Source organism: Nonomuraea deserti (assembly GCF_004348685.1).
Lineage (GTDB): Bacteria > Actinomycetota > Actinomycetes > Streptosporangiales > Streptosporangiaceae > Nonomuraea > Nonomuraea deserti.
On record NZ_SMKO01000260.1, the window covers coordinates 1 to 12,059 of the forward strand.

At 70.9% G+C, this 12,059-nt stretch carries 11 protein-coding genes, 1 other RNA gene and 1 pseudogene; 7 read left to right on the plus strand and 6 right to left on the minus strand.

Annotated elements, in window-relative coordinates:
• From E1292_RS51935 to E1292_RS46205, 3 genes and pseudogenes are all read left to right on the plus strand, one after another.
• Positions 1 to 329, plus strand: a pseudogene (locus tag E1292_RS51935) (hypothetical protein); the annotation flags it as partial.
• Positions 330 to 406: 77 nt separating this feature from the next.
• Positions 407 to 2,647 (plus strand): SulP family inorganic anion transporter, encoded by a 2,241-nt coding sequence (locus E1292_RS46200; RefSeq protein WP_132606146.1) that lies wholly within the window; start codon positions 407 to 409, stop codon positions 2,645 to 2,647.
• A gap of 4 nt (positions 2,648 to 2,651) precedes the next feature.
• Positions 2,652 to 3,665, plus strand: a complete 1,014-nt coding sequence (locus E1292_RS46205) for an NAD-dependent epimerase/dehydratase family protein (RefSeq protein ID WP_132606147.1) — start codon at positions 2,652 to 2,654, stop codon at positions 3,663 to 3,665.
• 317 nt (positions 3,666 to 3,982) lie between these two features.
• Here E1292_RS46205 and E1292_RS46210 read toward each other — a convergent pair whose 3' ends face one another.
• Positions 3,983 to 4,612, minus strand: coding sequence for a LysE family translocator (locus E1292_RS46210; RefSeq protein ID WP_132606148.1), 630 nt, complete (start codon positions 4,610 to 4,612; stop codon positions 3,983 to 3,985).
• A 449-nt stretch (positions 4,613 to 5,061) separates the two neighbouring features.
• On the opposite strand from E1292_RS46210, the gene E1292_RS46215 reads away from it, so the two are divergent.
• The gene (locus E1292_RS46215; protein ID WP_165975105.1) at positions 5,062 to 5,838 is read left to right on the plus strand and encodes a serine hydrolase; all 777 of its coding nucleotides are present in this window, start codon (positions 5,062 to 5,064) and stop codon (positions 5,836 to 5,838) included.
• A gap of 86 nt (positions 5,839 to 5,924) precedes the next feature.
• On the opposite strand, the gene E1292_RS56240 is transcribed toward E1292_RS46215, so the two are convergent.
• A complete protein-coding gene (locus tag E1292_RS56240) occupies positions 5,925 to 6,275 on the minus strand; it encodes an ATP-binding protein (protein WP_439331956.1) in 351 nt (116 codons plus the stop codon).
• On the opposite strand from E1292_RS56240, the gene E1292_RS46220 reads away from it, so the two are divergent.
• Together E1292_RS46220 and E1292_RS46225 are read left to right on the plus strand one after the other, a co-directional pair.
• The gene (locus E1292_RS46220) at positions 6,168 to 7,013 is read left to right on the plus strand and encodes a Scr1 family TA system antitoxin-like transcriptional regulator (protein ID WP_281284154.1); all 846 of its coding nucleotides are present in this window, start codon (positions 6,168 to 6,170) and stop codon (positions 7,011 to 7,013) included. The genes E1292_RS56240 and E1292_RS46220 overlap by 108 nt on opposite strands.
• 114 nt (positions 7,014 to 7,127) lie before the next feature.
• On the plus strand, positions 7,128 to 7,616 hold the full coding sequence (locus E1292_RS46225) for a nuclear transport factor 2 family protein (protein WP_132606151.1): 489 nt from the start codon (positions 7,128 to 7,130) through the stop codon (positions 7,614 to 7,616).
• A gap of 126 nt (positions 7,617 to 7,742) precedes the next feature.
• Here the strand turns inward: E1292_RS46225 and rnpB are convergent.
• The 4 genes from rnpB to E1292_RS46245 all read right to left on the minus strand — a co-directional run bounded on the left by rnpB (position 7,743) and on the right by E1292_RS46245 (position 11,101).
• An RNA gene (gene rnpB, locus E1292_RS46230) (RNase P RNA component class A) lies at positions 7,743 to 8,129 on the minus strand.
• A 139-nt stretch (positions 8,130 to 8,268) separates the two neighbouring features.
• On the minus strand, positions 8,269 to 9,561 hold the full coding sequence (locus E1292_RS46235) for a bifunctional RNase H/acid phosphatase (RefSeq protein WP_132606152.1): 1,293 nt from the start codon (positions 9,559 to 9,561) through the stop codon (positions 8,269 to 8,271).
• Positions 9,558 to 10,298: a zinc ribbon domain-containing protein gene (locus E1292_RS46240; RefSeq protein WP_132606153.1), complete on the minus strand. Its 741-nt coding sequence runs from the start codon at positions 10,296 to 10,298 to the stop codon at positions 9,558 to 9,560. Before E1292_RS46240 ends, E1292_RS46235 begins: the two co-directional genes overlap by 4 nt.
• 2 nt (positions 10,299 to 10,300) lie before the next feature.
• Entirely contained in the window at positions 10,301 to 11,101 is an 801-nt protein-coding gene (locus E1292_RS46245) for a Nif3-like dinuclear metal center hexameric protein (protein WP_132606154.1), read from the minus strand.
• Between the two features lie 117 nt (positions 11,102 to 11,218).
• Here E1292_RS46245 and E1292_RS46250 point away from each other — a divergent pair.
• Positions 11,219 to 12,059 (plus strand): flavin-containing monooxygenase (locus E1292_RS46250; RefSeq protein ID WP_132606155.1); only part of this gene is annotated, 841 nt, incomplete at its 3' end.

Consider the following 12,059-nt stretch of genomic DNA (forward strand, 5'->3'; position numbering starts at 1 on the left):
TCACCGGCCCCTCCCCCGCCACCGGCACCCCGACGGCGCCCGGCAGGACGGTTCCGGCCTACGACGACGTGCTCGCCGCTCCGACACCGACGCCCGCCCCCGCGCCGCAGCCGTCCTCGTTCGCGTACGAGACGGGCGACATCACCACGAGCCCGGCCGCCGGAGCGTGGCCGGAGCCGCCGGCGGGCGGCGCCGCCGCCTCCGACACCACGTGGCAGGCGTTCGGCGGCGACACGCACGGACGGCCTCAGGCCGCCTCGGGCAACGGCCGGGGCAGCCACCGCAGGAAGGCTCCGGAGCAGGACTACCCGCACGACTACTACCGGTGATGGCAGCCCTCATTAATGGGTAAAACCCACGTGAGGCACGCCTAAAGCGCGGTCGACGGAGCAATAGGGTTTGCTCCATGACCCGCGACACGCACCGTATCCGGTTGAGCACGCTCCGGCATGACGTGCCGGCGTCGCTCGTGGTCTTCCTCGTCGCGGTGCCCCTCTCGCTGGGCATCGCGATGGCCTCCGGAGCTCCCCTGGTCTCCGGGCTGATCGCCGCCGTGGTGGGCGGGATCGTGGGAGGCACACTGGGCGGCTCGTCCGTCCAGGTGAGCGGGCCCGCCGCCGGCCTGTCGCTGGTGGTCCTCGATCTCGTGCACACGTACGGCTGGCGGGCCACCTGCATGATCACCCTGCTGGCGGGCGCCGTCCAGCTCCTGCTCGGCATCTTCAAGGCGGCCAGGGCGGCGCTGGCGGTGTCGCCGGCCGTCATCCACGGCATGCTGGCGGCGGTCGGCGTGATCATCGCCCTCGCCCAGCTCCACGTGGTGCTGGGCGGCACGTCACAGAGCTCGGCGGTGGCCAACATCATCGAGTTGCCCGGCCAGATCGCCGACCTGCACGGGCACAAGGTGGCGGTCGGCCTGCTCACCATCGCGGTGCTGGCGTTGTGGACACGCCTGCCCGGGCCGGTCAAGGCGGTCCCCGCGCCGCTGGCCGCGCTGCTCGCGGCGGCGGGCACCGCCTGGGCCTTCGGCTGGGACGTCACCCGCGTCGACCTGTCCGAGAGCGTCGGCGAGTGGGCCTTCCCCGTGCTGCCCCAGGGCGACTGGCACCTGGTCGTTGCGGCGGTGCTGCTGGTGGCGCTGCTGGCCGGCTGCGAGTCGCTGCTGTGCTCCGTGGCGGCCGACAGGATGCACGGAGGCAAGCGCGCCGACCTCGACCAGGAGCTGACCGGCCAGGGCGTGGCCAACATGGTCACGGGCGCGCTCGGCGGCCTCCCCGTCGCCGGGGTGATCGTGCGCAGCACCACCAACGTGCGGGCGGGCGCGCGTACTCGCTGCTCGACGATCCTGCACGGGGTGTGGGTGCTGATCTTCGCGCTCGGGTTCGGCTGGTCGATCCGGCTGATCCCGCTGGAGGCGCTGGCGGCGCTGCTGGTGTTCATCGGCGTGCAGATGGTGAACCTCGGTCACATCAAGAAGGTGCACGGCCACGGCGAGGTGCCGGTCTACGTCGTGACCATGGTCGCGGTGATCCTGCTCGGCCTGGCCGAGGGAGTGCTGGCGGGGCTCGCTCTGGCCGCGCTCCTCGCGCTGCGCCGGCTGACGTGGGTGACCGTGCTCAAGCGCGAGGACCGCGCGGGGCGGCTGCACGTGACGATCTCGGGCTCGCTCACGTTCCTCGGCGTCCCCAGGCTGACGCACGAGCTGCGGACGATCCCCGCAGGCACGGATGTCGGCCTCGACCTGAACATCGACTTCATGGACAACGGAGCCTTCGAGGCCATCCACTCCTGGCGGCTCGACCACGAGCGCATGGGCGGCACGGTCCACATCGACGAACTGCACGACGAGTGGTACGCGCTGGCGGCCAGCGGCGCGCGGATGTTCCCCGCCAAGTCGCCGCCCAAGGCGCCTGACCGGTGGTGGCTGCCGTGGGCGCACCGGAGCCGTCCCAGCCTGCCCTCCGTTCCGCCGGACGACGCGTCCGAGCCGTCGGAGTGCCGGCTCACGGAGGGTGCGCGCGAGTACCACCGTCGTACGGCGCCGCTGGTGCGGCCCATCTTCACCGAGCTGGCCCGCAAGCAGCAGCCGTCGCACCTGTTCATCACGTGCGCCGACTCCAGGATCGTGCCCTCACTGATCACGGCGAGCGGCCCCGGAGACCTGTTCACGGTGCGCAACATCGGCAACCTGGTGCCGCGCAGGGGCTCGGAGCCGCGCGACGACTCCGTGGTGGCGGCGATCGAGTACGCCACGCAGGTGCTGGGCGTGAACACGATCACGGTGTGCGGCCATTCGGGCTGCGGAGCGATGGCGGGCCTGCTGAGCGGCGGCGTACAGGCGGGCAGCCTGCCCGGGCTGCGCAGGTGGCTGCGGCACGGCAACCACAGCCTGGCCGCGTTCATCGAAAGAGAGGGAGACCGGCTGCACAGCGGGGCGCTGGACGTGTTGTGCCGGGTCAACGTGCAGCAGCAGCTGGAGAACCTGCGCACGTACCGGAAGGTCGACGAGCAGGTGCGGGCCGGGAAGCTGGAGCTGGTGGGGCTCTTCTTCGACATCGGCTCGGCCAGGGTGCACATGGTGCCGCCGCTGCGGCCTGCGCTCTCCGTGAAGATGTCCGGCGGCGTGGTGATGGCGGGCGAAGATTGACCCCATGAAACTTCTTGTCTTGGGTGGTTCGAAGTTCCTGGGGCGCGCCGTCGTGGAGGCGGCGCTGGCCCGTGGGCATCAGGTCACGACGTTCAACAGAGGGCGCAGCGGGGCCGACGTGCCCGGCGTCGAGGCGGTGCACGGCGACAGGGGGTCGGGCGCCGACCTCGAACGGCTGACGAGCGGACGGTCGTGGGACGTCGTCATCGACACGTCCGGCTACGTGCCGCGGGTCGTGGGCGAGTCGGTGCGGGCGCTGTCGGGACGGGCGGGGACATATGCGTTCGTGTCCACCATCTCGGCCGCCGAGGGTTTTCCCGCCCAGCCGGCCGAGGACTCGGCGAGGTGGCCGTGCGAACCCGGCGCCGGGCCTGACGACGGCGAGTACGGCGAGCTGAAGGCGGGTTGCGAGCGGGCGGTCGAGCAGGGCTTCGACGGTGCCGTGCTGATCATCAGGCCGGGTCTGATCCTGGGGCCGCACGAGGACGTGGCCCGGCTGCCGTGGTGGCTGACCAGGATCTCGCACGGCGAGCGGGTGCTCGCCCCCGGCGACCCCGGCTCGCCGATGCAGGTGGTGGACGCGCGCGACGTGGCGGCGTTCACCCTCGACCGGGCCGAGCTGGGCGCGTCCGATCTGTTCACGGTGACGGGGCCGGCGGGCAACACCACCTTCGGCGAGTGGCTGGGGTTGTGCAAGGAGGTGACGGGGTCCGACGCGGAGTTCGTCTGGGTGGACAGCGGGTTCCTGGTGGAGCAGGGGGCGGGGGTCTTCGTGGAGCTGCCGCTGTGGGTCGGGCCGTCGGCGCCGGAGACGAGCCACTTCTGGACCGTGCCGACGGCCAAGGCGGAGGCGGCCGGGCTGCGTACGCGCCCCGTGGCCGAGACCGTGCGAGACACGTGGGCGTGGCTGCGCGAGATCCCCGAGGACCAGCGCGCCTACGGCAAGATGACGCCGCACGGGATGGCGCCGGAGAAGGAAGCCGCCATCCTCGCCGCGTGGGCGGCCCGTTCTGCGTAATTCTGCGCAGACGGGCGCGATCTGCCGGGGTTAGGGTCGCGGTGCCGGCGAGGTTCTCACCGGGCCTTGCGGCACCGGTCCTGACTCCCAGGGGCCGGAGGGGCGGAGGTCCCCACCTGTCAGGCCGCGACCCCCGGAGAGGGGCCGACCACGGCCAGGCCGCCGGGCCCGCCTCCGCCCCTCACCCGGCGTCGCATGCTCCGCCGGGCGCCTGCTCCGGTGGAGGAGACGCACGCTGCGGTGATCGAGGGCGTCATCGCAGCGGCCTCCGTCATGGGCCGCGACGTGTCCGGCACCGGCCGCGGGCCGGGGCGGCGTCATCGTTCGATGGCCAGCCGGACTCCGAGCCCGATGAAGATGCCTCCCGTGGCGACGTCGATCCGGCGTCGCGCCGCCCTCCGGCGGCGCAGCCAGCCCCCGATCCGCCCCGCGAGCACGCCGACCGCGCCGTCCACCACGAACTCGAGCACGATGAGGATGGCGCCGAGGATCGCGAACTGCAGCCAGACCTGACCGAGTTGCGGGTTGACGAACTGCGGCAGGAAGGCGATGGTGAAGGTCACCATCTTGGGGTTCAGCAGGTTGGTCAGCAGGCCGCTGGTGAACGTTCGGCGTCCCGGGATGGCGCCCTCCACGGGCAGTTCGCTGTCCGCTCCCTCGCGGTTGCGGATCATCCGCACGCCGAGGTGGATCAGGTAGGCGCCGCCGGCGATCCGCACCACCGTGAACGCCACCGGCACCGCCTCGAACAGGGCCGCGAGCCCGGCGGCGGCCACGGCGACGTGGACGGCCTCGCTCGTGGCCACTCCGGCCGTGGCGAGCAGGCCGGCGCGCGGGCCGCCGCGCATGCCGCAGCCCAGGACGAACAGCATGTCGGGGCCCGGGGTGATCATTGCGATGATCGTGGTCACCGTGAAGAGCGCCAGCAGGCGCTGATCCATGGGCATGGCGAAATCATGACATATGACCGGATCGCAAACGCGGCGGAAACACCTGCGCCGCAATGCTGCCTCTCATGGTTCTCCGGGTTTCCCCCTCCCCATCGTCGTCTCCGCCGGTTCTCGCGTAGACAGCCGTGCCCGCGAAGCCCGGGACGCCACCGCGCCGCCGCGTCCTCCCTCTCCTGGCCGCGCTCGCCCTGCCGGCCGTGCTCACGGCGAGCGGCGTACGCGCCGCGCCCGTCACCCTCACGCCCGCCTCCGTAGCCGTGGCGTCGCCGCCCGCCAAGGCTCCGCGGCAGAACCGCGACGAGAAGAACCGCCCGGAAAGGGAACGCCCGGACAGCGAACCCTCGGACAGCGAACCTTCGGGCAGGGACCACCCGGACAGCGAAGCGCCGGACAGAGACGGTACGGAAAGCGAAGCAATGGACAGGGACGGTACGGAAAGCGAAGCAATGGACAGGGACGGTACGGACCGGGAACCGCCGCTGACGTCCTATCGGAAGCCGCTCACCAGGTCGCTGGACCGCTACCTGGACGACGTCTCTGGTGAGCTCTCGGTGTCCGTACTGGATCTTCCGACCGGCCTGTCCTACTCCTACAACCGCGGGCTCAGGGCGGCCACGGCCAGCATCGTCAAGGTGGACATCGTGATCGCGCTCCTCCTCAAGGCCCAGCGCCAGGGCCGCGGCCTGACGGCCTGGGAGCGGAGCACGGCGGCGCGGGCCATCAGGGTCAGCGACAACGCCGCCGCGTCCGCGCTCTGGTCGGCCATCGGCGGGGCGTCCGGGCTGGCCGCCGCCAACAGGAAGCTCGGCCTGCGCCACACCCGTCCCGGTCCTGGTGGCGCGTGGGGCTCGACCACGACCAGCGCCGCCGACCAGGTCCGGCTGCTCAAGGCGCTCTCGTCCGCCGCCAGCCCCTTGTCCGCGAAACACCGCCGCTACGTGCTGGGCCTCATGGGGAACGTGGTGCCGGAGCAGGCGTGGGGCGTCAGCGCGGCCGGCCGCGGTGACGCCGGCGTGGCGCTGAAGAACGGCTGGCTGCCCAGGCTCCGGGACGGAGGGCGGTGGACGGTCAACAGCATCGGCAGGGTGCGGGATCGCGGTCACACCTTCCTGATCGCGGTCATCTCCCGGCGTAACAGCTCGATGGGGGTGGGGATCAAGGCGATCGAGCGGGTGAGCAGGCTCGTCACCCGGGCCCTCGCCAGAGCCGCCGCCCAGCGGTGACGTCACGCTCTGGGCTCGTCACCCGGGCCCTAGCCAGAGCCGCCGCCTGCGGTGACGTCACGCCTCATGGCCTGCCTCCCCCGCGCTCATCGGCCGGCGAGCCGGAACCAGACCTTTCCGCAGGTCTTCTCGTGCTGGAATCCCCAGTTCTCGGCGAGCAGTTCCACCAGCCACAGGCCCCGGCCTCCGTCGTCACCTGGTGCCGGGCAGTGTACGGCGGGCCTGGTGGTGGCGGAACCGCCGTCGGTCACCTCCACCTGTACGGTCCCGCCCGTGCGGCTGACCTGGACCGCAACCCGTCCGCGGGGTGTTCGGGCCGATTCCTCTGATTGGAGAGGAAATGCGATGCATGCTGTGCCGTCTCTCGACCCGGATTCCCTCGCGCACGTTTCGGCGCCGAGATGCGACGGCTGAGGGAGGCCGCGCAGTTGTCGCAGGCCGCCGTGTCGTCCCGGCTCGGATGCACGCAGACGCAGGTCAGCAGGCTGGAGAAGGCGACCCGTACGCCATCGCGGTCCGATGCCGAGCGGCTGGATCTGCTCTTCGGCACGGCCGAGGGAGTGTCATTCACCCGGATATATCAGAGCATCATCACCCAACCGGGCATCCCTGTGTGGTTCCGGAATTGGGTGGAGGAAATCGAGCCCACCCTCCTGGTCCTGCGTTCCTGGGATCCGCTGCTCGTCCCAGGGCTCCTGCAAACCGAGGCCTATGCCCGTCACGTCTTCAGCCGTGGGCCGCTGGTCACACGCGAAGAGGTCGATGAGCGCGTCGAAGCTCGCATGCGGCGGCAACAGATTCTTGACCGCACGCAGCCGCCCACGCTTCTGGTGCTCATCGACGAGGGTGTATTGCGCCGCAGAATCGGCGGTCCCGCATTGATGGGGGAGCAACTCAGGCATCTGCTGGACATGGCCCAGCGGCCCGCCGTCTTCATCCAGGTCGTCGATCCAGAATGCGTCGCGGGCCTGGCGGGGGCTTTCATGATCGCCGAGCTGCCGAACAACCAGGCCGATGTCGTCAGCGCGGACTCACCCACACAGGCACATATCACGGCGGTGGTCGCCGTTCGCGACAGCAAGGACCCCGACGGCCCCAAGCTGCTCATCACCCCCACCGAGTGGAAGGCGTTCATCATCGGCCTCAAAGCCGGCGAGATCGACCTCCGGCCGTGACCCCCGCCCCGGCGGAGAAGGAAATGTGACAATCGGGGGATCAGACACCATCGATCTCACCGAGTCGTCCGATCACCGCCAGCGCGTCTCTTCGCCCTCCGTGACACTGGAGCCATGAGTACGGCGAACACGACCACCGAGCAGCAGGCTGACCGCTCCCCCGCAGAGGACCGAACACCGGACGCCTGGGCGGTCATGGAGAACTTCTACCGGGCCGAGGCCGCATACGTCGCCGCGGGCGGGTTCGGCAAGGCCCGCTATGACAAGGTAGCCGTATACCTGGATCCCGAGGTCGTCCTCTATCAGGCTCCCGGCTTGCCTTTCACGGGAACCGGCACGTGGCGAGGACATGACGGGATGGAGCGGTTTCTGGCCGCCTTCAGCGAGACCTGGGCATCCATGGAGTTCCTGGAGCAGGAGCACTGGGGCGACCGGGACACGGTGGTGGTGCGAAACCGCGTACGGTTCCGCGCTCGAGCGACCGGTCAGGAGGTCGACACGCAGATCATGCAACTGATTCGGGTGCGGAACGGGCGCATGCTCGAATGCCGGCCGTTCTACTGGGATCCCGCCGCCATCGCCGCCGCGACCTCGCATGTCTAGCGCCCGGTGCCGAGCACGCCCCCCATCATCGGCAGCACTTCCCACCCTGGCCCGCTGAACCACGCTCGGGAGTTGTCGGCCAACTTCTGCCTGCGGCCCTCAGGGCCTGATCAGCAGGGACTGAGGGTGACGAGCCGGCCTGTAGGCCGGGTTCTGTCCTTCGTACGAAGGGGCGGCCATCCATCTAGGGCCGCCGTTGCCGGCGACCTCAAGCGGTCTACCCGCGCGGCTCGGGCGGACAGCCCTCGAACGTCGCGCGCGGACGCTCCGGGGAGCGCCCTTCTTGACCTTGCTCCGGGTGGGGTTTACCGAGCCGCCCACGTCACCGTGGGCGCTGGTGGTCTCTTACACCACCGTTTCACCCTTACCTCCCGTTTGACCGGGAGGCGGTCTGCTTTCTGTGGCACTTTCCCGCGGGTCACCCCGGGTCGGCGTTACCGACCACCCTGCCCTGTGGAGCCCGGACCTTCCTCGGCGGGCCCGCAGGCCCGACGCGGCCGCCCGGCCGGCTCGTCCGATCAAGGTTATCAAATTTCCCGGGTTCTCAGCCCTGCGGCAAGATCGATCCGGTGGAATGGGCCTGGTCGTCGCCCGAGCGGCGGTGACGCGCCGTGCCGGGTGTTCTGGCGGCATCCGGCACGGCATGCGTTCATCAGCGCAGGTGGGAGATGTCGTTGAACGACTTCACCACGGCGGGCCCGTCCGCGTAGTAGTCGATGAGCGACAGGCAGGCCAGGTCGAGGTGCATCCGGTAGAGGGCCTCCAGCGGGGCCATGAGGGCGAGTCTCAGGAGCATCTTGATCGGGGTGACGTGCGAGACCGCCAGCACGGTCTTGCCTTCGTAGCGCTCGACCAGGCGTTCACCCGCCGCCTGCACGCGGGCGGCTGCCGTGGCGAAGCTTTCGCCGCCGGGCGGGGCGACCGTGGGGTCGGCGAGCCAGGCGGCCAGCTCGGCGGGCCACCGGCGCTGCACCTCGGTGAACGTGTGACCCTCCCAGGCGCCGAAATCGGCTTCCCTGAGGTCTTCGTCCACCTCGACGCCGAGGCCGGTGCGCTGGGCGACCACCTCCGCGGTCTGCCTGGCGCGCTTGAGAGGGGAGGTGACGATCACGTCCAGCCGGTACGGCACGCGCGACAGCCGATCGGCCGCCGCCGACGCCTGGGCCAGGCCATTGGGTGTGAGCTCGGCGTCGCCGCGGCCCGAGAACCTGCGCTCCAGGGACATTTCAGTCTCGCCGTGCCGGAGGAGGAGCAGCGAGGTCGCCACCTTGGTGGACGAGACCCAGCCGGCATTCTTGCCGAGCCGCTGGGCCGTGGCGATGGAGGCGGTTGGGGCGGACATTTCGGCGATGTCGCTCACGTCGAGGACATCCGTCTGCTTCGCCACCGACGGCGCCGAGCCCCGAGCCCGCGAGTCCACCTCCCGCGTCGCGGCGGACGGCTCTCCCCTGTCCGGCGGGGCACCGCCCGGCTCCCGCGTAGCCGCGGACGCTTCCGGTGGGGTGGTGCCGCCCGCCTTCCAGGTCAGGCCCTTGGCGGCGGCGTCCATGGCCTCGTTGGCCAGGCGGTCGGCGTGTTTGTTGCGTTCGCGGGGGATCCATGTCCACTCCGTCACCCGCAACCGCCTGACCAGCGCCCCCGCCTCCAGGGCCAGCGGGCGCAGCCCTTCGTTCTTGATCTTCCAGCGGCCCGCCATCTGCTCGATGACCAGCTTCGAGTCCATGCGCACGGCCACCGAGGCCCCGTCGCCGGCCAGCCCCAGCACCGCCGTGAGCCCGGCGATCAACCCGCGGTATTCGGCGACGTTGTTGGTGGCTACGCCGATCGCTTCGGCCGCCTCCGCCAGCACCTGGCCGTCGGAGGCGTCCTTGACGACCGCGCCGTAGCCCGCCGGGCCCGGGTTGCCGCGCGAGCCGCCGTCCGCCTCGATGATGTAGGACGTCACAGGCCGGACTCTGGGGTGCGGACGAGGATGCGGCGGCACTCGTCGCAGCGGAGCACCTCGTCGTGCGGGGCGGCCTTGATGCGGTTCATCTCGGCGATGGACAGGGCCACCTTGCATCCCTGGCACCGGCCGCCGCGCAGCATGGCGGCGCCCACGGCGTACTGGTCCTTCAGCTTCTCGTAGAGGGCCAGCAGGTCGGCGGGGATCTCGCCGGAAGCGGCGGCGCGGCGGCCCTGCACCTCGGCCGCCTCCTTGTCGATCTCGGCGAGCGCGCCGTCGCGGCGGCTCTCAGCGGCCGAGAGCTCGGCGGCGACCTCATCGCGCTGCCTCACCAGGTCGGTGACCTTGGTGTCGGCGGCCTCCTTGCGCTCCATGATCTCCAGCACGATCTCCTCCAGGTCGCCCTGGCGCTTGTGCAGCGAGGCGATCTCCGACTGGAGGCCCGCCAGGTCGCGCGGGGAGGAGACGGCGCCGGAGTCGAGGCGCTTCTGGTCGCGCTCGGCACGCGTGCGCACGGCGTCGACGTCGGCCTCCGCCTTGGTCTGCTCGCGGGTCAGGTCGCCCGCCTCGGTCTCGGCCTCGATCACCTGGGTCGAGAGCCGGGCGTACAGCTTGGAACGCTCGTCGATCTCGGCGAGCTCGGGCAGGGTGCGGCGGCGGTGCGCCAGCCGGTCGATCACGGAGTCGAGCTCTGCCAGGTCGAGCAGTCGCTTCTGGGCCTCAGGGGCTGCTTTCATGATCAATATCCTCTTGTCCAAGCATCGGTGACCGTGGCGGAGACACGTGTTTCAACGGTAACGCCACTCGCGTGCAGGATGGACGCCGCGCTGTCGAGCCAGGGCCACTCGGTCGCCCAGTGCGCGGCGTCGATGAGCGCGGGGCCGCCCGCCTCCATGAACTCGCTCGCCGGATGGTGGCGCAGATCCGCCGTCAGGAACACGTCGACGCCCGCGGCCCTCGCCGCGGCGAGGAGGGAGTCGCCCGCTCCCCCGCTGACCGCCACGCGCGCGACGCGGCGCGACGGATCGCCCGCCACCCGGATCCCCCACGACGTGCGCGGCAGCCCCTTGGCCGCCCGCGCCGCGAACTCCTCCAGCGTCGTCGCCTCCGCCGTCTCGCCGATGCGGCCCAGCCCGCGCCAGGGATCGTCGGGGAACGGCTGGAGCGGCACCAGGTCGCCGGTGAGCCCGACGGCTCTGGCCAGAGCGTCGGACACGCCGGGGTTGGCGACGTCGGCGTTGGTGTGCGCGGTGTAGAGGGCGATGTCGTTCTTGATCAGGGTGTGGATCAGGCGGCCCTTCGGCGTGGTCGCGGCCACGCTGGTGGTGCCGCGCAGGTAGAGCGGGTGGTGGGTGACGATCAGGTCGGCCTGCCACTCCAGGGCCTCCTCGGCCACGGCGACGACGGGATCGACCGCGAGCAGCACCCGCCGCACCGGCTGGGCCGGGTCACCGCTGACCAGCCCCACCGCGTCCCATGATTCGGCCCGGGCGGGCGGGTAGGCCGCCTCGAGCACCTCGATCACGTTCGTCAACGTCACAGCAGCCACCTGCGCAGACTACCGGTGCCCGGCGGGGTCGCGGCGCACGTGACAAGGGCTGTTGCGGGAACGCGGGCCGGGCGTAATGTAAGTGGATCCTGACCTGCGGAGGACGGCATGGCACCCAGCGTCGCGATCATAGGAGCGGGCTTCGGCGGACTGTGCATGGCGATCCAGCTCGAACGGGCCGGCATCCGGTCCTACACGGTCTTCGAGAAGGCCGCCGGCCTGGGCGGCACCTGGCGGGACAACAGCTATCCGGGCGCGGGCTGCGACATCCCCTCGCACCTGTACTCGTACTCGTTCGAGAAGTACGCGAGCTGGACCCGCCGCTACCCGGAACAACCCGAAATCCTCGGCTACTTAGAACATTGCGCCGATAAATACGACATCAGGCGAAAAATCCGTTTCAACACCGAGGTCCGCCGAGCCGCCTTCGACGACGCGAGCTGGCAGGTCACCACGGCAGGCCCGGAGGGCGGCGACGAGCACACCGAGGCGTTCGACGTGGTCGTCGTCAGCGTGGGCCAGCTCAACCGCCCGCGACTCCCCGGCCTTCCCGGCATGGCGGATTTCGAGGGCGTCTCCTTCCACTCCGCCCGCTGGAACCACGACCACGATCTCACCGGCAGGCGGGTCGCGGTCATCGGAAACGGCTCGTCGGCCGCCCAGCTCATCCCGCGCGTGGCCGAGCAGGCCGAGCACCTCGACGTCTTCCAGCGCACGCCCAACTGGGTGATCCCCAAGCCGGACGCCGCGTTCGGCCCGCCCGCCCGGCTGGCCTTCCGCATGGTGCCGGGCCTGCAGCGGGCCTACCGGGAGTGGATCTACCGCTACGCCGAGGTCACCCTCTACCCGGCGCTCGCCCAGGGCTGGAGCGCCGACCTGCTCAGGAAGCGGGCGCTGCGCCACCTGCGCGACCAGGTGCCCGACCCGGTGCTGCGGGCCAAGCTGACCC

Excerpts from the sequence above, each read along its gene's own strand:
- E1292_RS46200 (WP_132606146.1), top strand. The coding sequence starts at position 407 with ATGACCCGCGACACGCACCGTATCCGGTTGAGCACGCTCCGGCATGAC.
- E1292_RS46225 (WP_132606151.1), top strand. The coding sequence starts at position 7,128 with ATGAGTACGGCGAACACGACCACCGAGCAGCAGGCTGACCGCTCCCCC.
- E1292_RS46210 (WP_132606148.1), bottom strand. The coding sequence starts at position 4,612 with ATGCCCATGGATCAGCGCCTGCTGGCGCTCTTCACGGTGACCACGATC.
- E1292_RS46205 (WP_132606147.1), top strand. The coding sequence starts at position 2,652 with ATGAAACTTCTTGTCTTGGGTGGTTCGAAGTTCCTGGGGCGCGCCGTC.
- E1292_RS46215 (WP_165975105.1), top strand. The coding sequence starts at position 5,062 with ATGGACAGGGACGGTACGGACCGGGAACCGCCGCTGACGTCCTATCGG.
- E1292_RS46240 (WP_132606153.1), bottom strand. The coding sequence starts at position 10,298 with ATGAAAGCAGCCCCTGAGGCCCAGAAGCGACTGCTCGACCTGGCAGAG.